Annotated in this window: 15 protein-coding genes and 1 tRNA gene; 7 read left to right on the top strand and 9 right to left on the bottom strand. The window is 61.8% G+C overall.

What is annotated here, in order from left to right; all coding sequences use genetic code 11:
- Nucleotides 1-226: 226 nt before the first annotated feature.
- Nucleotides 227-5071 (bottom strand): YadA-like family protein, encoded by a 4845-nt coding sequence (locus tag BLU46_RS28520; RefSeq protein WP_157721318.1) that lies wholly within the window; start codon nt 5069-5071, stop codon nt 227-229.
- Nucleotides 5072-5587: 516 nt separating this feature from the next.
- Nucleotides 5588-10573: a YadA-like family protein gene (locus BLU46_RS28515; protein WP_172834556.1), complete on the bottom strand. Its 4986-nt coding sequence runs from the start codon at nt 10571-10573 to the stop codon at nt 5588-5590.
- Nucleotides 10574-11042: 469 nt separating this feature from the next.
- On the opposite strand from BLU46_RS28515, the gene BLU46_RS28510 reads away from it, so the two are divergent.
- From BLU46_RS28510 to BLU46_RS28495, 4 genes are all read left to right on the top strand, one after another.
- A complete protein-coding gene (locus BLU46_RS28510) occupies nt 11043-12347 on the top strand; it encodes an EAL domain-containing protein (RefSeq protein WP_063028976.1) in 1305 nt (434 codons plus the stop codon).
- Between the two features lie 159 nt (nt 12348-12506).
- Nucleotides 12507-13166, top strand: a complete 660-nt coding sequence (locus BLU46_RS28505; RefSeq protein ID WP_063028974.1) for a response regulator transcription factor — start codon at nt 12507-12509, stop codon at nt 13164-13166.
- Nucleotides 13167-13168: 2 nt separating this feature from the next.
- Nucleotides 13169-15586, top strand: coding sequence for an ATP-binding protein (locus BLU46_RS28500; protein ID WP_093208472.1), 2418 nt, complete (start codon nt 13169-13171; stop codon nt 15584-15586).
- Nucleotides 15587-15694: 108 nt separating this feature from the next.
- Nucleotides 15695-15919 (top strand): hypothetical protein, encoded by a 225-nt coding sequence (locus BLU46_RS28495; RefSeq protein ID WP_063028970.1) that lies wholly within the window; start codon nt 15695-15697, stop codon nt 15917-15919.
- Nucleotides 15920-16189: 270 nt separating this feature from the next.
- Here the strand turns inward: BLU46_RS28495 and BLU46_RS28490 are convergent.
- The 5 genes from BLU46_RS28490 to BLU46_RS28470 all read right to left on the bottom strand — a co-directional run bounded on the left by BLU46_RS28490 (nt 16190) and on the right by BLU46_RS28470 (nt 19920).
- Nucleotides 16190-16265, bottom strand: a tRNA-Gly gene (locus BLU46_RS28490).
- 63 nt (nt 16266-16328) lie between these two features.
- Nucleotides 16329-16889 (bottom strand): CDP-diacylglycerol--glycerol-3-phosphate 3-phosphatidyltransferase, encoded by a 561-nt coding sequence (pgsA, locus tag BLU46_RS28485; protein WP_003208929.1) that lies wholly within the window; start codon nt 16887-16889, stop codon nt 16329-16331.
- A gap of 32 nt (nt 16890-16921) precedes the next feature.
- Complete coding sequence (uvrC, locus tag BLU46_RS28480; protein ID WP_032899474.1) at nt 16922-18760, bottom strand: excinuclease ABC subunit UvrC; 1839 nt, start codon at nt 18758-18760, stop codon at nt 16922-16924.
- Nucleotide 18761: 1 nt separating this feature from the next.
- Nucleotides 18762-19403 carry a response regulator transcription factor GacA gene (gene gacA / locus BLU46_RS28475; RefSeq protein WP_008436066.1) on the bottom strand — a complete coding sequence of 214 codons (642 nt, stop codon included), beginning with the start codon at nt 19401-19403 and terminating at the stop codon, nt 18762-18764.
- A gap of 151 nt (nt 19404-19554) precedes the next feature.
- The gene (locus BLU46_RS28470) at nt 19555-19920 is read right to left on the bottom strand and encodes a helix-turn-helix domain-containing protein (RefSeq protein WP_023658724.1); all 366 of its coding nucleotides are present in this window, start codon (nt 19918-19920) and stop codon (nt 19555-19557) included.
- Between the two features lie 81 nt (nt 19921-20001).
- Here BLU46_RS28470 and BLU46_RS28465 point away from each other — a divergent pair, with 81 nt between their 5' ends.
- Complete coding sequence (locus BLU46_RS28465; protein ID WP_003208935.1) at nt 20002-20241, top strand: DNA-binding protein; 240 nt, start codon at nt 20002-20004, stop codon at nt 20239-20241.
- Nucleotides 20242-20305: 64 nt separating this feature from the next.
- Here the strand turns inward: BLU46_RS28465 and BLU46_RS28460 are convergent, their stop codons facing one another.
- Together BLU46_RS28460 and BLU46_RS28455 are read right to left on the bottom strand one after the other, a co-directional pair.
- Nucleotides 20306-20740 carry a GNAT family N-acetyltransferase gene (locus BLU46_RS28460; RefSeq protein WP_063028968.1) on the bottom strand — a complete coding sequence of 145 codons (435 nt, stop codon included), beginning with the start codon at nt 20738-20740 and terminating at the stop codon, nt 20306-20308.
- Nucleotides 20741-20753: 13 nt separating this feature from the next.
- On the bottom strand, nt 20754-21506 hold the full coding sequence (locus BLU46_RS28455) for a carbon-nitrogen hydrolase family protein (RefSeq protein ID WP_093210205.1): 753 nt from the start codon (nt 21504-21506) through the stop codon (nt 20754-20756).
- Nucleotides 21507-21651: 145 nt separating this feature from the next.
- Here BLU46_RS28455 and BLU46_RS33400 point away from each other — a divergent pair, with 145 nt between their 5' ends.
- Nucleotides 21652-21786, top strand: coding sequence for a hypothetical protein (locus BLU46_RS33400; RefSeq protein WP_017475425.1), 135 nt, complete (start codon nt 21652-21654; stop codon nt 21784-21786).
- A 338-nt stretch (nt 21787-22124) separates the two neighbouring features.
- Nucleotides 22125-23201 (top strand): 3-deoxy-7-phosphoheptulonate synthase, encoded by a 1077-nt coding sequence (locus BLU46_RS28450; protein WP_093208468.1) that lies wholly within the window; start codon nt 22125-22127, stop codon nt 23199-23201.
- Nucleotides 23202-23285 lie beyond the last annotated feature (84 nt).

The following is a 23285-nucleotide window of genomic DNA, read 5'->3' as shown; positions in this document are numbered from 1 at the left end:
CCTTACCGCTTGATAGACCGACTCTTGGGATTGAACGCGCAACTGATGGTACTGCATCCCCCCATACATACCGTGGACGACCCTGACGGCTGGGAAAGACTTAATTCCAGACTTGTTTTTGCAACATTTAAACAGCCAAACGAGAAGTGGGTGTTTTGGGCGCCGCAGGTGAATTAGTGCTGCTGGCCTAAGGAAAGGCTGAAACCTCTTATGCAAAAAGGATTAACTACCAATGGTAACCAAGTCCCACGGTAAGCCCGAAATCACCCTGTGCAGTACCCGCCCCGGTTGCACTGTAGGTCCATTTCCCACCCCTGGAACGCGCCGTCAACCCAACGGCCAGAGCGGGCTGGCCCTCGTACAAAGCGGTTGCCACCGCCACCATCGACTTGCCCGGCGAGGAAGCCACCGGCAACCCGGAAGTGGCCATCACCGTCGCAATACCGGCATACACGTCCTGCCGCAGGCTGCCGATACGACGGTCGGCATAGGCATTGGCCTCACTTAGCGAGCGAACGGCGGCCTGGTTTGAAAGCCGCTTCGCCTGCCGGAAATTGACCGCATCCGTGCCTCGCGCAGCCTCGGCAACATGGCTGATTTGACGCTCGGTGCCGTGGGCGCCTACAGACACACTGTTGGCCCGACCGGTTCGGGAACCCTCCCCCAACGCCACACTGTTCGCCGCATTGGCACTTGCCCGCGAACCCAGCGCAGTGCCCTGTTCACCCTGCGCAGTGGCGCCCGCCCCAATGGCTACACTGCGCTCGCCTCCGGCTTGAGCCTGCGCCCCGAGCGCCACGGATTGACTACCCGAACGGGTGGATGAATTGTCGCCAGCTTCGCTCGCATCCACGGCGATGCCGGAAGACTGCTGGCCTAATTGCTCGGCCTGCCGGTTCACTGCCTCCAGTTGGCGCCCGTTGACGGAATCGAGACTGGTAGAACTGACCTCACCACCCTCAATGCCAGCAAGGCTGCGCGGGCCTTGGCTGCCAGTGACATCGACCCGGGCCCCATCAGCGGCACCGGCCAACTGTATGTCACGACTGAACGGATCCTGGCGGACCAGCCCTACCTCACCACTGTCCATTTGTTTGCGCAGGGTGTCGGTTTGCGCACTGACGGCGCTCGATTGATCGTCGGCAGCCACAACACGGTCTTCGAGTTGACCGAGTGCCTGTCCAATAGTGTCGACCTTGATCGACTGAGCCCCGGCGCCCTTCTTGCCAGGCTGCGTCAGTGTGTAAGGCGAAGGACTCGTTGAACCGTCGGCGTTCACAGTTGCGGCGCCGCCCAATGCGGTAGCCAGCGCCTGGTCATGGGCTCGAGCGGCGTCCTGGATGTGCCCGAGTACGGTTTCGCCTTGGGCAATACCGTACAGCCTTGCAGCTGACTGGTCCGCGACCTGACCGGCGAGCGTCGCGCTGGCGTGCGCTGCATCGGCGCGATCACGGACCATTGCAGCGGCAGTTTGTGTGGCCTCGGCAATGCCCATGGCCGCGTCTGCACCCGTCCTTGCAGTGACAGCGGCGTCTGTCGCACGCACGGCTGCGCCTTGCGTCTGGTCTGCCATGGTTTTCCCAGCCTCGGCGGCACTCCGGGCTGCCGCCGCGACGCGATCAACTTCATCCAGCTGGCCCTTGTTCACCGCATCGGCCGGTGTGCGACCGGAGGCAAGTTGGACGATGCGGGCCGGCTCACTGGCCGAGTGATCACGGCTGGCATTGTAGGCCCCGTCGATACCACTCCACTGCAACGTGTCATCGCGCAGGCCTTGTATGTCCTCGCCCACCGTACCAAGCGCCGTGGCGTGGGTACGTACGGCATCGTTGAGCGTGGAAAGACTGCCCGCCACCGCATTCAGCGCATCCCCTGCGTTGTCGTGTTTGATTGCAGGCTGAACACTACCATCGGTCGCGATCACGGGGATGCCATAGGCGGGCGCCGTGGGTTGGCTTTCGGCGTCCACGGTTGAGCCGCCACCCAGCAGCCGGGTGATGGCCTCACGGCCAAGGCCTGAAGCCGTCTTTAGCGCGGCATCAAGGCGCTCTACCACGGTCTGTCCGGAGTCGAGGCCGGCAAGCTGAACGGCCGCCACATCGGCGGCGGACCGGGCAGCGTTGGCGGTGCCCTGGGCATTATCGACCGCTCGCGCGGCTTCTGACGCAACGCCCGATGCCATGCCTGCCGTAACTTGTGCGGCAGCGGCACGCTGGCTTGCCTCAGTTGCGGTGCCTTGTGCCTGATCGGCGTCCGACTGCGCCGCGGCGGCGACACTCATTGCATCGATGCCGGCGCTGTTTGCTTGCTGCGCCGAGGCCTGAGCCGTGTCCGCCTTACGCCGCGCGGTGTTTGCCGTCTCCAGGGCCGCATTGGCGCTGCCTTGGGCGGCCAGGGCCTTCTCATTGACCGCCAAGGTGGTCAGCATCGCATGGTCCGCCGCACCCTGCGCCGTCTGCGCAGCCGCCTGAGCGGTGGATGCCGCGGCCAACGCAGCGTCAGCCTTGGCTTGGGTGTCCAGCACGGCTTGTTGTACGCCGGACGCCGCAGCGGAGGCGGTGCCGGCAGTGCCTTGGGCTGCCTGAGCGGAAGCTTGTGCGCCGGTGGCGAGGTTCAGCGCTTGATTGGCGGTAATGCTGGCAGCGCTGGCAGCCTTCCGTGCTGTCGATGCCGCACCGAGTGCTGTGTCGGCACTGTCGCGCGCTGCCATGGCGGTATTGTTCGCACTGATGGCAGAGCCCTGCGCAGCGCCGGCGGTGTGCTGCGCGGCATCCGCAGACCGCTGCGCCTGCAAGGCCGAGGACAACGCAACGTCAGCGATGCCTTGAGCTCCATCGCTGATAACCGCAGCGTTTTCCAGAGCGCCCAATGCGCTGTCTGCGAAGCGCTGGGCGACATCAGCCAGACCTTGGGCAGAAGCCGCGGTGCTGTGAGCTTTTGTTGCGGTGCCCTGGGCATTCTGCGCATTGGTTTGCGCAGTGGCGGCCGCAGCACCCGCCGAGTCAGCTGTTTGCCGGGCGGTGGCGGCCGTTGTCTGGGCGTCGGTTGCCGCGCCAAGCGCGGCATTGGCTGCAACCTGTGCCGAACCGGCGGCGCTGAGTGCACCAGCAGCCGCGTCCTGGGCTCTGTCAGCCATGCTTTTGGCGACCTCACCGGCGCCCTGGGCCGTCGACGCAGCCCCCGTGGCCTGATCGGCAATTCCACGAGCGGTAGCCGCCGCAACCTGTACGGCGTTCGCTGCGCTCATGGTCTGGCCGGCAGTGGCTTGCGCAGCATCCGCGGCAACTTCGGCGCCGTTGCCAGCAAGCAAGGCCGCATCCGCAGCACGCTGTGCAACATCGGCCACCCCCTGTGCACGTGAAGCTGCAGTGGCAGCCTGGTCCGTCCGGTCTTGTGCATCCGCAGCAGCGGCCTGCGCCGAAGTGACTGCACCCGAAGCAGCATCAGCCGAGCCCAGGGCAGCTGTTGCGGCAGTCGTGGCCTCGTCCACGATATCGACCACTTCCTTCACGCGGGTTTGTGCGGCGCTGGCCAGAGCCTGCGCCGTCGTTGCGCTGCTTTGTGCTTGCGTGGCGGCGCCCTGGGCGGTCTGGGCCGACTGCTGAGCACTGGTGGCAACAACGCCGGCACGCTCCGCTGCTACTTGCGCGTTGGCGGCAGTCGCGCCGGCCTTGCTGGCGGCGCTTGCCGCCGCACCGGCGCTGCCCTGGGCCAGATTGGCGGCGGCGAGTGCGCCAGCTGCCTCCTGGGAGGCATTGTTGGCCCGTGCCAACGATGAGTCGGCGGCATCCTTTACCGCCAACGACACCTGACGAGCCTTGTCCACGGCAGCACTGGCGGTGTCGACCGCTTGTTGAGCACGCATCGCGCTGCTTTCAACAGCGTCCAACTGACCTTTGTTGACGGCGTCGGTTGCCGCTACGCCGGCAGCCATATTGATTATCGACGCGGGCACACCGGCGTCCCTGTCGGCATCATACGCACCGGTCTGTGGGTTCCAGTAGAACCTCTTGGTCGCCCTCAACACTTGGGCTTTTTCCGAGATATCCATGACGGAATCGAACACTTCCCCCATGCGCCCATCAGTGACTTTGTGCGCCTCGTCCAAAGCCGCCAGCGCCCCCAACAGCGTGGTGGGCGGCGGTGCTCCCTGGTCGATGCTGGTAAGCACAAGCGGTGCCGGCACTACCCGGTTGCCCTGGGCCAACGGGCCGGACCCCAAGGCCTGAGCCACCGACTCAGCGGCCGTGGTCTCACGTGTGCCGAGACGGCGGATCGCCTCATATCCCGAGAACAACTGGGCACCATTAATGGCATTTGTACTCGTGGCGTTCACCGCCCCTGGAGCTACAAAAATCCATTGGCGCAATCGCGCCGCACTGCCGCCGCTGACCGTGCCGACCGCGCTGTTGCGGTCGAAAGAGTAGACGCGTCCATTGAGGGTCACGGGCGCAACTTCGCGCAGATCGTCAGTGGCCGAAAAGCTGCCGAGCGCGACACTCGCCCTCTGAGGGGCCTGGGCGCTGTAACCAAGTGCCAGGCTTTCCAAGTTGGATGCGCTCGCGTTCCTGCCGATCGCTACCGAGTTTTCCCCTCGTGATACTGCGAATCGCCCGCCGGCGAACGAACCCGCACCACCCGCCTGTGCGCTCGCGCCGAGTGTAGTGGCATACTCACCTGAAGCAGTGGATGCCGAACCGAATGCAGTACTGAACGTATTGGAGGCCGTAGCGGTATTCCCGAACGACAGCGCATAGGGGTTCCGGGCCCTGGCGGTAAGACCCAAGGCCATGGTCCAGGCGGCCGTGCTCTGGGCACCGCGGCCGAAGGCAAAGCCGTTATCAGTCACAAACGGGGCGCCAACCTCGATGCCGGAATGGCCAATCGCGATGCTGCCGTCGACACCTCCCAACATCAGCCGCCCACTGTTGATATACAGCTCCCCGCCCAAGGAAAGCGAGGTTGCCCCAACACCCGGCGTTCCTGACGGCCGATAGAACATCACGCTCTCGGTTTGGCCACCTTTGGCGTCCGAGTCGCACCGTCCCGACTGACCATCCTTGAAATTCAAGCTTTCGTTCAAATAGGCTCTGTCGGCCCCGGTGCCTGCAATATAAGTATTTTGGGGGTCATTGAGACTGACGCATTCGCCGCTGTCATTCGCATTGATGTGTACACCATTGCCTGCACGGGCATCAGACACGCCCAGCAGCGCCGAAACCCCGGTAAGGGTCAGCAGGCCGAGAATCGGCCAACCGCGTGATGTGACCGCAAACTCGGGGCAGTAGAAGCCGCGAATGAGGGAGCGAAGTGGGTTGAGAGGAACAGCATGCAGACAAGCGACCTGCGAATCGAAACGCAATGTGACTTTCACGATGACTTACCTGAGACATTGACGGATGCGTCGAACCGAAACAAGGCACCACGGCAATCCGATGGCTGAGACGGGTTCCACGAGTGGTAGCCGCTGCGACAGCGGGCAATGATTACTGAGGGTTATTGTGGACAGTGAGGCCGGAGAGGAATATCGGACTGCTCCTAAATCGGCAGGCCGAGGGCCAGCCCCTCGACCTGCCGATATCAGGCCCTACCATTCGTAACCCACGCCAACCGCCAGCCCGACACTTCCCTGGGCACTGCCCGAACCATTGGCCTTGTACGCCCAACGGCCATCTTCGGTGCGCCCCGAGAGGCCAACGGCCAAGGCTGATTGCCCCTCATAGACCGACGTCCCCATGGCCACCATGCTCCTGCCCGGTGTCGAAGCCACAGGCAAGGCTGCCATGGCCATGGCCGACGCGATGCCGGCATAGGCGTCCTGGCGCACCGCGCTGATCTGGCTGTCGGTATAGGCGTTGGCTTGCCGTAGCGTGCGGTCAGCGGCCTGGTTGGAGATCTGCGTGGCCTGGCCGAGATTGACGACATCCGTCGCCTCGCTGGCTGCCCCTACGTTAGTGATTTGCCGCTCGGCGCCCGGCGCGCCCACTGAGACGGTATTCGCCCGCGGGGCCTGGGAGCCGGCGCCAAGCGCGACGCTGCCTGGCGCATCGGCCTTGGCACCAGCCCCCAGTGCAGTGCTGCGAGGCGCCTGGGCCACTGCACCGGCCCCCGTGGCAACACTGCGTTCGCCACCGGCCTGGGCGCTGGCCCCTGCCGCCACGGACTTGCTGCCCGGCGCCACCGTCGCCTTGTCACCGCCTTGAGTGTCTACCGCGATGCCGGAGGCTTGCTGTGCCAACTGCTTGACCTGCCGGTTGACGGCATCGAGTTGTCGACCATTGACGGCATCGGTGCTGTCGGCACCCAAGGCGCCGTCCTTCACACCCGTCAGAATCCGAGGTCCCTGGGTACCACTGAGATCGACACGAACGCCGTCAGTGTCCCGCGCCACCTGGATGTCCCGGTTGAGGGCGTCCTGTCGAACCAGGCCGGCCTGACCGTTGTTCACCTGCTCGCGCAAACTGCCCATGCTCGCTGTGGCCTTGTCGGCCTTGGCGTTGACTGCATTCAGCGACACGTCGAGTGTTTTGATCGCTTGCCCGACGTTGCCAGCCCGGACCTGGCCAGCGGGGCCCCCCTCAGAGTCGATCCGGGTCACAGCGTAGGCCGGTGCTTTCACGGAACCATCCGCGTTGACAGCAGCGCCACCGCCCAGCGCATCAGCCAATGCCTGTCGACCTGCGTGGTTCGCTGACTGTATGCGATCAAGTACGGTTTCACCCTCCTCCAGCCCCTGCAATTGCGCTGCGGCGCGCTCCGCCACCTGGCCAACCTGACTGGCGAACGTGTGAGCAGCGTTTGCAGCCTCATGTGCGTCGGCAGCAGTGCTGCCAGCGGTATCGGCAGCATGTTGCGCGGCATCAGCAGCGGTCTGGGCGAAAGCAGCAGCAACCACCGCGCCATCCGCTGTCCCCTGGGCCTTCACCGCTGCCGCCCGGGCTGCGTCAGCGGCGCTGCCGGCCTGCGATGCGGTGGTCGCGACGGTATCGAGCTGCCCCTTGTTGACGGCATCGCTTGGTGCAACACCGGCCGCCAGGTTACCGATGCGTGCCGGCTCATTGCGATCCGCGCCACGACCCGCGGTATAAGCGCCGCTGGCCTCGTCCCACACAACGCTATCGTCACGCAGGGCCCGGACGCCCTCACCCAAGGCGCCGAGTGCTGCGCCCTGGCGGTTCACGGCGGCGTTGAGCGTGCCGACATTGTGGTCCAAAGCCGTCAGGGCAGCGCCCACGTTGTCATGGAGTTGAGGAGCGGGCTGGACGCTGCCATCGGCATTGATCTGACTGATGGCATAGGCCGGCGCCGTCGGCTGGCCATCGCTACCCACGGTGGAACCTCCTCCCAGAGCCTTGGCAACGAACTCACTGGCTACACCTGCGGCGCTTCGGATAGCCGCGTCAATGCGCTGGACGACCGTCTGGCCGTCGTCCAGGCCCTTGAGCTGGCCGGTGGCGATATCGGCGGTGGCCTTGGCCGCATCAGCGGTGTGTTGGGCGGCGACCGCCCCTTTCTGGGCATTGCTTGCGGCGTCCAAAGCGTTGTCGGCGCTGGCCTGTGACGTTGTCGCGGCCTGCAGCGCATCGTTTGCCGAGCGACCGGCGGCGTCCGCCGTGCTCTGGGCCTTGTCCGCCACATTGCGTGCGGACGCGGCCGAAGCCAGGGCGGTATCGGCGGAGCTCTGCGCGGTTTCAGCGGTTTTCTGCGCGCCGGAAGCCGAGCTCAATGCCGTGTCTGCCGTGCCTTGGGCAGCATCTGCGGCGTGCTGTGCCCGGGCCGCCGAAGCCAATGCGCCGTCAGCGGTACCCTGGGCGTTACCGGCCGCGCTTTGCGCGCTGGCTGCGGCGGTCAGCGCTGCATCGGCCGTGCCTTGGGCCGTCTCGACCGCCTGGTGCGCCGTGGAGACCGTGTTCAGTGCCTGGTCTGCGGTGGATTTGGCGGCGTCGGCCGTGCGCTGTGCCGTGGAGGCAGCACCAAGGGCGGTGTCCGCCGTGCCTTGCGCGGCATTTGCGGCCTGTTGTGCACCGGCCGCCGAACTGACGGCGGCATCCGCGCGATCCTGAGCCGATTGAGCGGCAGTCTGCGCCCCTGTCGCCGTTGCCAATGCCGAATCCGCCGCGCTTTGGGCCGCGTTGGCGGATTGCCCGGCACCCTCGGAGGCGCTGAGCGCCTGATTGGCTGTAAGCTGCGCGGCATCGGCGCTTTTCTGCACCACGGCGGCCTTGTCCAGCGCCGTGTTCGCAGTGCCTTGGGCCACGTCGGCAGTCTTGTGGGAGCTGGCGGCTGCAGCCAAGGCGGCATCGGCGGAGCCCTGGGCGGCCGTAGCGGTTTCGCCGGCCCGAACAGCCGTGCCCAACGCCGTATCGGCAGAGCCCTGCGCAGCATTCGCGGCTTGTTGGGCGCTGGAGGCCGTGGTCAGCGCGGTATCGGCAGTGCCTTGGGCCGTCGCGGCGCTTTTTTGCGCTTCAGACGCCGAACTCAGTGCTGTGGTGGCTGCCCCTTGTGCGGCTTCGGCCGTCTTCTGGGCAGTGGCTGCCGAGCCCAGGGCCGTGTTGGCGACACCCTGTGCGGTTTCGGCCGTCTGTTGTGCAGTCGCAACGGCCCCTTGCGCCCGTTCGGCGGTTCCCCGGGCGGATTCGGCAGTTTTCTGGGCGTCAGCCGCGGAGTCCAGCGCGGTACTGGCCGTCCCTTGCGCCACACCTGCGCTCTTTTCGGCGCTGTCGGCCTTGGCCAAAGCGGCATCGGCAGCAGCTCGCACACCGTCTGCCGCCTTACGGGCATCATCGGCACCGGCCAACGCCGAGCTCGCCTTGCCTTCTGCAGCCTCTGCAGTTCGCTGCGCCGTCGTTGCGGAATTCGCCGCCACGTCCGCAGCCTCCTGTGCAGCCTGTGCCAGTTGCTGCGCGCCGCTTGCCGACCCCAGTGCCGAGCTGGCGGTGCCTTGGGCGGCATCAGCTGTCGCCTGCGCGGTTGATGCCACCCCCATCGCGGCAGTGGCGGAACCTTGCGCGGCTTCTGCAGCTTTCTGTGCGGTTTCGGCCGAGCTGGAGGCGTCCTTGGCGGTGCTCTGCGCATTATCTGCCGTTGCCCGTGCTCCCGCCGCCGTTTGCAGGGCAGCGTCGGCACCCTCTTGCGCCGCGCTTGCCGTTTTGCGGGCATCGTCAGCGGTGGCCATCGCTGCGTTGGCACCGGACAGCGCGCTGGCAGCAAGGCTGTTCGCGTTATTGGCCGTACTTTCCACGGCGTCCAACTGGCCCTTGTTCACCGCGTCGGTAGCAGCCACACCTGCGGCTACATTGGCAATCCGGCTCTCAGGGTGGGCGCCTTCGCTGGCCGTGTAGGCCTGCTGGTCCTCGCTCCAACGCAGGTATTTCTCAGCCATCGCCAAACGAACTTGCCCTGCCGTTGCGTTGGCCAGTTGATCAACATCATTCAAGGCTTCCTGCGTACCTTTATGGGCCTGATCCAAGGCCTTGATCGCCCCCACCACCGATGTGGGCTGTGCCACGCCAGTACCCAGGCTGGTCAGGGAAAAGGCCGGCAGCACCACCTTGCCGTCCTTGACCGCAGTACCCTCACCGAGGGCATCCGCCACCGACTGAGTGGCCACCAACTCCCGATCCCCGAGCTTCTGGATCGCATCGTAGGCCACGAATAACTGGGCGCCATTGACGCCATCGGTGCTGTTGTTGCTTACCGCCCCGGGGGCCATGTTGATCAGTTGGCGAGTCTGGCTGGCATTACCCAGGCTGACTACGCCCATGGCCGACGTACTATCGACACTGTAGGCAGTGCCATTGATCGTCACCGGCGCAACCGCCTTCAGGTTTTGCGTCGTTGAGCCACTGCCCAGTGCAACGCCGTAGTTGTGTTGCGCGCTGGCCTTGTTGCCCAAGGCAACCCCTTCATTACTGCTGGCCGTCACGCTGGCCTCAGAGCCCACCGCAACGCTGTGGGTGCCGTCCGCCCTGGCGTCGCGACTCGCGGCAAAAGCCCCGCCGCCACTGGCCGATGCACCGGCGCCCACAGCCGTGGCCCGCTCTCCCGCCGCCGTCGTATTTGCGCCGATAGCCGTGGCGTACTGATTCGAGGCCTGGGCGTTATAGCCAAATGCGTGGGCATAGTCAGCCAGGGACTTGGCCTGGAACCCCGCCGCCATGCCCCAGCGGCCGAGGCCTTGGGCCCCATGACCAATGGCAGCCCCGTCGGCGCTGGCTTGAGTACTCTCGTTACCAATCGCCATATTGCCGCCGGGCTGCCCGAGGATCACCCGGCCGCTGTTGACGAACAGTTCGCCGCCCAGGGTCAGAGAGGTCGCCCCTACGCCAGAAACGCCCCCTGGACGGTAAAACAATACCGAATCGGTCTGCGAACCTTTAGTCGCGGAATTGCACTTGCCCGAGGCCTGATCCTTGAAGATCAGGTTTTGCGCAAGATACGTCGCGGCATTGCCATCGTTGTTCTGCGGGTCATTCAAACTTACGCACTGGCCGTCCGCATTCGCGTTGATGTGCACACCATTGCCGGCATGGGCAGTTGCACTCAGCAATGCCGTTATGCCGGTCAGGGTCATCACCCCCCATATCGCCCAATCCAGTTGACGGTGTCGGGACTGACAAGCATCAGGCGCATGGCAATAACGCATGCGAACCCCGTGGCGAATTGGATTAAGCGGGGCTGATCGCAGGAACGCAAACGGCAAGACTGAACGCGACGTGACTTTCACAATAACTCACCCTGTAGCACACACACATCGTCAGGTATGAGGCCTCACGAAGTGGCATTGAAGCGCAGAGCAACAGCTGTCGGCGACAGCGTGCGTGCACTCGTTCTGTAATGCCCGCACATGCTGCGAGCCGCCATGAATCGGGGTGAATTCTGTAGAGCGCTCGCCAAATCCGATATCGGACTGCTCTTAAATTTCGGATCAGCACAAGCCGGACCCCAGACAGGGTCCAGCCGCGATTTAGTCCCAGTCTTATATTTCTCTCACATCGCCTTTGCTCAAATGTGACCTCACCACAACCACCGAGCATCAGCTGATGGCAGCCCACGTCATCGTTCCCTCCGAGCACGCCCTGCAAAGCCTGGTCATCCTGGCCAGTGACGAGCAGTACGCCCACCGCGTAGCCACGCAGCTCAACGGGAGCCCCCTTTTTCATATCGAACACATCGATTCGTTGAGCGAGTTGATGACCCGCTTGCGCAAGCAACCTGTCGACATCATCGTCGCGCAGATTCATGCCGACCATGTCGACAGCTTGATGTTGCCGTGCTGTGTCAGCGACCTGAATGCTTCCGGGCTGCTACACAGCATTCCGCATATCGTCTGGACCGCACAGCCACAATCCGAGCATGCGCTGCCCCCCGGCGTACTGACCGCAGGCCTTGAGCAGGGCTGGACGCACACTCTCAATGGCGTCTCGACGGCAGCCCTGGCTTCCCATGCACGCCTGGCCAGGGCTTCAGGTATCCGGGTAGAGATCGCGGTGGAGCAACAACCCGAGCAACTCCTGGCAGTGATCAGTCAATTGGCGCATACCGCCCATCCGGCACCGCGCAGTCCACATGAGGAAAAACTGGAGCAACTGCTCAATGACGATGAGGTGGTGGCGGCCCTCGCCACCGGCGAAGGATTAAGAGTGGTCTACCAGCCCCAATATGACCTGGCGACACGAGAGATTGTCGGCGCGGAAGCCCTGATCCGCTGGCACCATCCACGGCATGGGGATGTGCCACCCTCGGTCCTGATCCCGATGATCAACCAGCTCGGGCTGGATCTGTTGTTGTTCAGCTTTATCGAGAAGACTGTGATCGACACCCTGGGCAAGTTGAAGCGTGCAGGCATTGATATTCCCATCGCTATCAACGCTTCGGCACGCACGCTCTGCGCCCATGGCCTGGCCACGAGACTTGCGCAAAAGATGCATCGGGCGGGGTTGCCTTGCAAACGCCTCAAGATCGAGCTGACCGAAGACTTGGCTCCCGACAGCGAGCTGGCCCTTTCAGCCTCGATCACTGCTTTGCGCGCCAAAGGCTTTCCGGTGTCCCTGGACGACTTCGGTGCCGGCGCCGCGACGTTGTCCCTGCTGTCACGCATGCCATTCGACGAGATGAAGATTGACGGAGCCCTGGTGCGTGCGGTGGGCCAGTTTGCCCACTCTTCAGAAATCATCTCGGGGATCGTCGGCCTGGCGCAGTTGTTCAATATCAACTTGATCACCGAAGGGATTGAAGATACCGAAAGCATCGAGTTGCTGAGCAGGCTGGGCTGCAACACCGGGCAGGGTTTCGCTCTGGCCCGGCCCATGGAGAGCGATGTATTCCTGAGCATGATCACTGCCTAGGGATGCGCTTACGTCCATTGTTCCTGCAAACATCGCCTCGCGTGTGCTGAAATAATCACGGCGTGGTTAAACGGTATCTTCACCCCTGCTGGAGCCGAATTGAGAGATGGTCTTTAATCAATTAGTTATCCGGCTACTTTCGAGTGTCCATTGGCATCCATGAAAACCATACGCATAGCGATCCTTGATGATCATGCAGTGGTACGCCACGGCCTTGTCAGCCACCTCGCCGAAGAGTCATCCATCGAGATTGTTGGCGTCTATGAAACCAGTCGCGAACTGATACGCGGCATGGCGACGATGCCCGCCAACGTCTTGCTGCTGGACTTTGCTCTGGGACGGGATGAACTCGACGGCGTCTCCCTGATTCGCGCCTTGCGAAGCCGCTTCCCTGACTGTCGTATTCTGGTGCTATCAAGCCATCATGAGTCGGCTACCGTTTCGCTTGCCTTGCGTGTAGGAGCGCGCGGTTTTGTAGGCAAAGATGAGGGACTGGGAAGCCTGGTGAAGGCGATTCGTACCGTTGCTTCGGGCGCCATTTACCTGAGTGCCGATATGTCTTACCAGGTGGCCGACGCAGCCAGGCCCGGCGAGTCGACGCAAACGCCTATCAGCGACAACGCCTTGCAGCGAGCGGCATTGTCGGCACGTGAGCAGGAAGTGATCCGCTGCTATCTGGAAGGCATGACCGTGACGGAGATCGCCGAGAAGTTCAATCGCAGTATCAAGACCATCAGTACGCAAAAGGCCACGGCTTTTCGCAAGCTTGGGGTCACCTCCAATAACGGTTTGTTCAAGATCATGAAAACCCTGGACTAGACATGATGACCAGGAACCGCGTTCGTTGGGGCACCAGCCTGTGCCTGTTAATGGCCGCAACATGGGCTAACGCCGGCGCGCGGCCTCCCGGACCTGATTTAAGCGTCGAGGAAAGAGTCTGGATCGAACATCATCCGGTATTGCGTGTCGCCGCAGTGGGCAGTCTTTCTCCAATCGAATACGTGGAGAACGGCCGCCTCAAGGGGCTGTCAGCTGAATACTTGCAGCTGATTGCCCACAAGACCGGCATGAAGATCGACTACGTTTCCGCTCACTCGATCCAGGATCGCATAGAGCTGCTGATGACCGGTAAGGCAGACCTTATCTCCACTGTCAGGCTTAATGGGCCCGGAGGTAAAAATCCTCGGCTGCTGCTGACTTCAGCCTATTTGAATACCACCACGGTCATCATCACCCGCACCGGGCGCCCGCCTCTTTTCGAGGCCGAACAGCTGGACCGGTTGACCGTGACCCTGCCCTACTTCGACCGCTACAGTGATTTTCTCGCGACGAAGGCACCTGGGGCGAAACTGATCATCGGCGGCAGCGCCATGGCGATGCTGCAGCAAGTTGCCGAAGGAACCGCTGACGCTGCGGTTGCCACCGAAGCCTATCTGCTGCCGTTCCTCTATCGACAGTTCCAGGGCCAGCTGCAGATATCCGGGGTGCTCACCGGTATGGCATCGCAAATTGGCATGGGTACTCGAAAAAACGAGCCTTTACTGCACTCAATCATCCAGAAGACGCTGGACTCGGTCACCCCTGACGAAGTTCGCGTCCTGCACGCTAACTGGCTGCGCGAACATGCCACCCAGGAACTGCCGCTCAGGGAAGTCGTATCCCACTACCCTCACGAGATCGCGTTAATTGTCCTGGTGGTAGTGCTATTGCTCATCACGATTTACCAAACCCAGCGCATGCGTCAGCGCGCCGAGCGCAACGAACGGGAAAAGGCGATGTTCCTGGCCGTAATGAGCCATGAAATCCGCTCGCCGATGAACGCGGTGGTGGCTGCCGTCGAACTGCTGCGCAACACGCCACTGGACAAGCAGCAACAGCACTTTGCCGACTTGGCCAACCACGGCGCTCAGTCGTTATTGAGGCTGCTCAATGACGTACTGGATATTTCCAAGCTTGATGCCGGACAGGTCAGACTCGACTACGAGCCGGTGAACATCTACACCCTGGTGCATAACGTCGTTGACCTGCATCGCTTGCGGGCCCAGGAGAAACATCTATCGATCAGCACCGATGGCGAATCCCACCTGCCGCTGTTGATGCTCGACAGCACCCGCATTGGGCAAGTGCTGCACAACCTGCTATCCAATGCGATCAAGTTCACCGAAATCGGTGGCGTGGAAGTTGCCTATGTGATCAGTGACCTGCCTTCATCGCGCAACAAGCAGCTGCGCTTGACCGTCACCGATACCGGTATCGGTCTGAGCCCGGAAAGCCAGGCTCGCCTGTTCCAGCCTTACAGCCAGGCAGCACAATCCTATAAGCGCTCCGGTGGCACAGGCCTGGGGCTGGTCATCTGTCGCGACTTACTCAAACTCATGGGCGGCACCCTCACGCTGGACAGTTCGCTGGGCAACGGAACGCGCGTTGAATTGTCGTTGACCGCGGAGTTGGCGCCGCCCGATTCGACGGAGGCTGAAACCGTACTCCCCGCTACAAGCTGGTCAGCGGCATCCTCACCAAAGGCCTTGCGCGTTCTGGTAGTGGAGGACACCGTCGCCAACCAGGCCGTATTGCGGGCACAGATCGAAGGCTTCGGCTGCACCGCGGTGATCGCCAGAGATGGTGCCCAGGCCGTGGACTGCTTTGAACAAGGCACCTACGACCTGATCTTGATGGACTGCGACTTGCCAGACCAGGACGGCTATTCGCTGACCCGTCTGTTCCGCATGATCGAACAGGATGCCGCACAAACGCGTTGCCCCATCATTGCGATATCCGCCTCTACAGGCAACGAGCACGTCGCACGCTGTTTTGATGCGGGCATGGATGGCATCCTCAGTAAGCCGATCGGCCTCGGAAAATTACAGGATGCCATCGAGTTATGGTGCGGCGTAACGCTGACGTTACTGCCACAACCCTTCGCCCACCGGTACACCGTGGACCACCAACAGATCCGTGAAGCGTTGGAGCGGGATCTACAGGCGCTGCTTGAAGGTATGGTGCTACAGAGACTGGAGCCTGCCCTGCACGCCACCCACCGTCTTCACGGTGCTGCACGCAGCATCGAGTGGACAGCGGTGGCCCGTGAATCGGGGCAGTTGGAGGTCCTGCTCAGAGCGGCCACGCCGTGGAGCGACCCAAGCTACCTCACGACCTTGCAGGCGCTGATTCACGAGTTCCGCACCACTACGTTCAGTCACCCTGTTTCCGAGTATACCGCTCCTCCTCCGCTGGATTGAGATTCGTGCCTGTGATTTCAGAGCAGTCTGATTGGATCCCCCGCTCTCGCGCCTGAAAATCGGCCGTGTCATCTGACGACAAACTCAACCGCACCCAAGGTTTGACTGATGGATCCTTTGCACGAGATTCAAAGACGGCAACTCAGGCTGATCGAGTCAGCGTCCATCAACGAAGCCTGCGCGATTGACTTGCTGAGCCTGTTGCGCAGATTGACAGCGGCCGAAGCCAATAATGTCCTGAATATGATCACGCTGCTGCAAAGCGAGGCGGAATTCCTGCGCAGGCTTTCGAAAGAAATGGCCATCCGGGATTACGGGATGCTCGCTGGTTAGCGTGATCACACGTGGCCTGAGTGTCGCCACCCCGTCAAACGCCAAACAACTCACTCCCCACGAGCGCTTTTAGCTCCTGGATCCTGATCACGTACGACGAGGGCAGTTGTGAGCTGTCATTCAAGCCGTCCTGCCGGCCTCAGTCACCATAAGTGACAAGTCCCTGGATTTCGGTAGTTTTCCGTAGAAAAGAAAAAGACGCCGAAGCGTCTATTGCATAAATCACAGGCAAAAAAAAGCCACTCGTTAGAGTGGCTTCTTCTTTGTGTTTGGAGCGGGAAACGAGACTCGAACTCGCGACCCCGACCTTGGCAAGGTCGTGCTCTACCAACTGAGCTATTCCCGCGTCTTGGTGATGCGCATTCTATAGAATCCTCATCACCCGTCAACCCCTTGATTCAAAAAAGTTTTATTTCTTTTCAACCTCAGTGCGCAGATGCGGCCAGGCGGCGCGCAAATATTGCAGCATGGACCACAAGGTCAGGCCCGCGGCGATCAGCAGCAAGGCGTAGCCCAGCAATACCCAGAAGGAGAAATCCGACGGGTTGGCCAGCAGGATCACCAGGGCAAGCATCTGCGCCGCGGTTTTCCATTTGCCCATGTTGGACACGGCCACGTGGGCACGGGCGCCGATTTCGGCCATCCATTCCCGCAGGGCCGAGACGACGATCTCGCGACCGATGATCACCGCCGCCGGCAAGGTCAGCCAGAGGTTGCCGTGTTCCTGCACCAGCAGCACCAGGGCGACGGCTACCATCAGTTTGTCAGCCACCGGGTCCAGGAACGCGCCAAACGGCGTGCTCTGCTCCAGGCGGCGGGCCAGGTAGCCGTCCAGCCAGTCGGTGGCAGCCGCGAAGGCGAAGACCGAACTGGATGCCATGTAACTCCATTCGTACGGCAGGTAAAACAGCAAAATGAAAATCGGAATGAGCAGGACGCGTAGTACGGTGATCAGATTAGGGATATTCATCGGCACAACTGGCTACGAGGTGAGAAGGCATTCTACTCGCTGTGCAGATTTGCATAAATCAACTCTGCGAGCTTTTTACTGATACCGGGAGCTTTGGCTATTTCTTCGATGCTGGCACGGGACAGCTCCTGCAAGCCACCAAAATGTTTTAACAAGTCCCGCCGCCGCGTTGGCCCGACCCCCGCCACCCCTTCCAGGGTTGAGGTACGCCGGGTCTTGCCACGTCGGGCACGGTGGCCGGTGATGGCGAAACGGTGGGCTTCGTCGCGGATCTGCTGGATAAGATGCAGCGCCGGGGAGTCGCCCTTCAAAGTGAACTCATGGGCGGCATCATTCAAGTACAAGGTTTCAAAACCGGCCTTGCGGGTGGCCCCCTTGGCCACGCCGAGCAGGATCAGGTCGGGCACCGCCAGTTCATTGAGCACGTCGCGGGCCATGGACAGCTGGCCCTTGCCACCGTCCACCAACAGGATGTCCGGCAGCTTGCCCTCGCCGTCCTTCAGTTTGCTGAAGCGGCGGGTCAGGGCCTGGTGCATGGCGGCGTAGTCATCGCCCGGGGTGACGCCTTCGATGTTGTAGCGCCGGTAGTCGGACTTGATCGGTCCTTCAGGCCCGAACACCACGCAGGAGGCCACGGTGGCTTCGCCGCTGGAATGGCTGATGTCGTAGCACTCGAGGCGCTGGGGCGGCTCGTCAAGGTTGAGGACTTCGGCCAAAGCGTCAAACCGTGCGGCGACGTGCTGGCGGTTGGCCAGACGTGCGCCCAGGGCCTGTTCGGCATTGGTCACGGCCAGTTGCTGCCAGCGGGCCCGGGTGCCGCGTACGCGGTGGCTGATGTCCAGCTCGCGGCCGCGCAATTCGTGAATCGCTTCGATCAGCGCCGGGAAGTCCTCGTGCACCACGTTGACGATCAGTTCACTCGGCAGGTCGCGCTCGGGGCTGCTGACGTAGTACTGGCCAAGGAACGCCGCCATGACTTCGGCGACCTCCTCTTCTATACCGGTCTGGGGGAAGAAGTTCTTGCTGCCCAGCACCCGGCCGCCGCGCACGCTGATCAGGTGCACACAAGCACCGCCCGGGTTGACGAAGGCGGCGATGACGTCGACGTCACCGGTGCCGCCTTCCATGCTCTGCTGGTCCTGCACGCGGCGCAGCAGGGAGATCTGGTCGCGCAGTTCGGCGGCGCGCTCGAAATCCAGGGTGCTCGCCGCTTGCTCCATGGCGCCGGACAGTTCATCGGCCAGGGCGTTGCTGCGGCCTTCGAGGAACATCACCGAATGGCGCACGTCCTCGGCGTATTCCGCCGGCTCAACCAGGCCTACGCATGGCGCCTTGCAGCGTTTGATCTGGTACTGCAGGCACGGACGGTTGCGGTTCTTGTAGAAACTGTCTTCGCACTGGCGAACGAAAAATGCCTTTTGCAGCAGACTCAGGCTTTCGCGAATGGCGCCGGCGCTGGGGTAAGGCCCGAAGTACTTGCCCTTCTGCTTCTTGGCACCGCGATGGATGCTCAGGCGTGGGAAGTCGCCGTCCGAGAGAAACACGTACGGGTAGGACTTATCGTCACGCAGCAGGATGTTGTAGGGCGGCCGCCATTCCTTGATCAGCGTCTGCTCAAGGAGCAGCGCCTCGGTTTCATTGGCGGTGATGGTGGTTTCCACCTGGGCGATACGCGCCACCAGTGCCGCCGTCTTCGTTGCCAGGCCGGTCTTGCGGAAGTAACTCGCCAGGCGGCTCTTCAGGTTCTTGGCTTTACCAACGTAGAGCAGGCGCGCTTCGCTGTCGAACATGCGATACACGCCGGGACGGCCACTGCAGGTTGCAAGGAACGCACTCGGATCGAATTGGACCTTTATTTCAGGAGCTGTCATTTCAGGCGCTGGCGTCTACCATGCCGTGGCGTACCGCCAGCAGGGTCAGTTCAACATCACTGCTGATGGAAAGCTTTTCGAAAATCCGATAACGGTAGGTGTTCACGGTTTTCGGCGACAGGCACAGCTTGTCGGAGATCGACTGGACTTTTTGACAGCCGACAATCATCAGGGCGATCTGGATTTCCCGCTCCGACAGCGCATCGAACGGCGAGTCGCTGGTGGGCTGGAACGACTTGATCGCCAGCTGCTGGGCAATCTGCGGGCTGATGTAGCGTTGGCCGGCAAATACCAGGCGAATGGCCTGGACCATTTCCGCCAATCCCGCGCCTTTTGTCAGATAGCCAGCCGCGCCCGCTTGTAGCAGCCGTGTAGGAAAAGGATCTTCCTCACACACGGTCACTACCACGACTTTGATATCCGGATGGCTGCGCAACAACTTTGTAGTGGCGCCAAGACCGCCGATCCCAGGCATCTTGACGTCCATCAAAACCACATCGGGCTTCAACTCCCGGGCCTTGATCAGGGATTCCTCCCCTGACTCGGCCTGGCCGACTACTTGCAGGCCATCGATGTCAGCCAGCATTCGTGTAATGCCTGTACGAACGAGATCATGGTCATCGACTACTAGCACCCTAATCAAGCAGACACCTCGCGATATGGTCTTATAGGTTGCTGAACACCTTAGCAAAAAACCACGGCGCAGACCTAGCTGCAAGCGTCATATATATAGAGTTTCAATGCACAACGGGCCGCCGCCGAGTGGCGGGCGGCTCAATTTCCTGGGTAAAAGGTCAGGAATCCGGGGCCGATGACCGGTTTTTTCCATTGGTGGAGAGTGAATGCTCGGCCAGGGTAGAAGTCAGGCGATGGATTGCATCCTGGTCTTCCTTGAACATCGCACGGTAGTTGCCCAGCACTTTTTCTTCGATTTGGCTCAGATTTTCCAGTTGGGTCGGCGTCGGCGTGCCGGTCAACACGTACAGGATATCGACACCTTTTTCTGCCACCCGGGACAAGTAATCGGCCTTGGGCGCACGGCCGCCATTTTCGTATTTCCCCTGTGCGTTAGCTTCTACACCTCCTATTTCACCAAAAGTTTTCTGCGACAGGCCAAGTCGCTCTCTTTCTTGCCTTAACCGGAAACCGATTCCACTCATTTGGATGTATGATCCTATTTGGCACACCCCAAGAGGTGACACACTCATCTCGTTTTACACAAACTTGAACGGTTTTGAACTATGCCCGGTATTCGCACTGCTGCACAAGCCAAGGCTTGGCTGGAACATCAAGGTAAGTCTGTTCAAGCGTTCGCCCGGGAACATGGCGTGGACCCGGCAACCACTTATCAAGTGCTCGCTGGGCGCAAAAAGGGACGGCGGGGAGAAGCCCACAAGGTCGCGGTCCTGTTAGGCATGAAGGACGGGATCATCCCGGTTGAGGACGAAACCGTAAGGCAAGATCAGGAAGTCATTTCTTGAAGTCAGTATGCGCTTATTAAAACCAAGTGCCTGTTTTCCCAAAATTGGCAGTACTCACACCTGATCACGGCCGGCAATTGCGCTCCATGCGCCAGAAGCAATCCTCCGCATCTACGATTTCCAGGCCCTTGCGTTGATACAGCCGTCGCGCCGGGTTGGTCTTGAAAACGGTCAACCGTAAAAGACCCAGCCCTTCCGCGCGCGCCTTGTACACCATCTGCTCGATAACCCAGCCGCCAGCCCCTTGATGACGAAACGCCTCAAGGATGTGCAATTCGCGGATATACAACGCCTTGGGGTCACGACTCAGACTGATGAAACCCAGCACCTGGGTATCGCGACAGATCAACCAGTTTTCCCGACCCGCCCAGGCGGTATCGAACCCGGCATCGGACCAGGACAAGTCGTATTGGCGATAATAGTTGCCCATGGCCTGATGGGTCAGGGTTCGGGCGAAGGCCAGGTGCTGGCTGGTTGCAGCCTGTAGTTGAAACGCCATGTGCCTGCGCCTCCTAAATCGCCACCTGTTCCCCGCGCCATTGGCCAGCGCTGCTGCGACGTGCAATCACCAACGAATCGCCCACACCAGGGGCGGCTGCGATCAAAGTGCCGTCAGCGCCCCAAATCGCACTGCGTCCGGCGCAGGTCCAGCCACCGGTCGGGCCACCGTGATTGGCCATCAGCACCAGCATTTGGTGCTCGGCGGCGTAGCCTTGTAGCAACGTCGTATCGGGAGCGTAGCCGCCTTCGCTGATCAGCACACCCGCAACGTAGATATTCGCCCCGGCTTCGGCTGCCTGCCGTGGGTGGCTGGGGTGGGAGAAGTCTGCACATACCGCCAGGGCAATCCGGTCGTTACCCCATTCAAGGGCGGCCCCGCCCTGCCCTGCAGCAAAGGCCGCTTCTTCACCGGGATGCAGATGCTGCTTGGTATAGACCGCCACCGAACCATCCGGCCCCAGCACCAGCGCGCCGATCAACACCTCACTGCCGGCCCCCAGGCGAATCGGCATGCCCACCACGGCGGTGATGCGCAACTCACGGGCCATCTCCCGCAGCGGCGTCAATACTTCATCGTCAGGCGCAATCGCCAATCCGGCGGCCAACGCTGGTTCGTACCCCGTCAGCGACAGTTCCGGAAACACCAGCAATTGCACACCATGCTCTGCCGCCGTGCGCATGAATGCCAAGTGACGCGCGATATTTCCGGGCACGTCGCCGGCAATGGAGATGGATTGGGCAGCAGCAATCGTGAAGGCAATCATGGTCGCATCCAGGCAATCATCGTGAAGTCCGTGCAGCATATCGACACTTGGGTCATAGCCGTAAGTACCCACACTCAATAGAAATTACTGATTGAATCCACCCGCTCGCCTCAGTTAAGCTCCCACCATCATTTGGAGACACACCATGTTGCAACTCACCCACATTCAGGTTTGCCCTGCTGCCAGCGCCCAGCGCTCGGTCGTGGCTGCCCGTGTGAGCGGTTTGAGCGCACTGGTCAGCTTTTATTTTGGGTATTGGTTTAGCCACTGGCGCGCCTGATACCTGAAATCGGCGCCCACTACTCAAGGGGTCGCCTACCAGAGAAATCTAACCCCCGGTCGGCTCCCCGACCGGGGGTTTTGTTTTTTCAGCCCTTATTATTTTTGCCACACACCGAACACTTAAAGGACTCACGACATGAACTACGCCACCTATTACCGCTACGACACCTCCACCGCCTGGCGATTTAGCAAGCTCCGTTCGGGACAGCCTGCCGCCTCCGATCGGTCACCTATTGGTGGCAAGCCAACACTCGTAGCCAATACGGCCAATTGTCGAACACCCCAGTAGGGCAGAGCGTGCGGGAACAGCCCGCTGCTTGCCCAGGAAGCCCGAATATGAACTCCTCGATCGCCGCTCTGCCTGTTTCTACCCTGTCCTGCGCCAATGAAGCGCTGACCCAGCGTTTGCCCAGTGCCCTTGAGCTCAAGCACCAACTGCCCCTGAGCCCATTCCTCAACGAACAGATCCACGCCCATCGCCAAGCCGTGCGCGCCATTCTCAAGGGCGAAGACTCTCGCCTGCTGGTGATTGTCGGTCCGTGCTCGATCCACGACCCGGAATCGGCCATGGAATACGCGCGCAACCTGAAAAAACTGGCCCATGAAGTCAGTGACCAGATGCTGCTGGTGATCCGCGCCTACGTCGAAAAACCCCGCACCACCATCGGTTGGAAAGGCCTGGCCTACGACCCGCACCTGGATGGCAGCGACGACATGGCCGCAGGCCTGACCCTGTCCCGGGAACTGATGCGTGAAATGCTGCGCCTGGGCCTGCCGGTCGCCACCGAGCTGCTGCAACCGATGGCTGCCGGCTACTTCGATGACCTGCTGAGCTGGGTCGCCATTGGCGCGCGCACCACCGAATCGCAGATCCACCGCGAAATGGCCAGCGGCCTCGGCATGCCCGTGGGCTTCAAGAACGGCACCGACGGCGGCGTCGCCATCGCCTGTGACGCTATGCGCTCCGCCGCGCACCCGCACCGCCACTTCGGCGTCGACAGCCAGGGCCATCCGGCGATCATCCAGACCCCGGGCAACCCCGATACCCATCTGGTATTGCGCGGCGGCCACCGTGGGCCGAACTACGATCGTCAGAGCGTGGCCCAGGTACACGCCGACCTGGCCAAGAGCAAAGTCGCGCCGCGGATCATGGTCGACTGCAGCCACGCCAACAGCGGCAAAGACCCGCTGCGCCAACCGGCAGTGTTCAACGACGTGCTGGAGCAGCGCTTGCAGGGCGACACGTCGCTGATCGGCATGATGATCGAAAGCCACCTGTTCGAAGGCTGTCAGCCGTTGAGCCCGTCGATGAAATACGGCGTGTCGATCACCGACGGCTGCCTGGGCTGGGATGGCACCGAACAGTTGCTGCGCAGCGCTGCCGAGCGGCTGCGGGCACACAATCCCGCCTGATAATGACGATCAAATGTGGGAGCGGGCTTGCTCGCGAATGCGGTGGTTCAGCCAGCATATGCATCAACTGGCACACCGCTTTCG

The organism is Pseudomonas yamanorum (assembly GCF_900105735.1).
Lineage (GTDB): Bacteria > Pseudomonadota > Gammaproteobacteria > Pseudomonadales > Pseudomonadaceae > Aquipseudomonas > Aquipseudomonas yamanorum.
The sequence above is the reverse complement of the archived record's forward strand: the minus strand, read 5'-3'. Positions and strand labels throughout refer to the sequence as shown.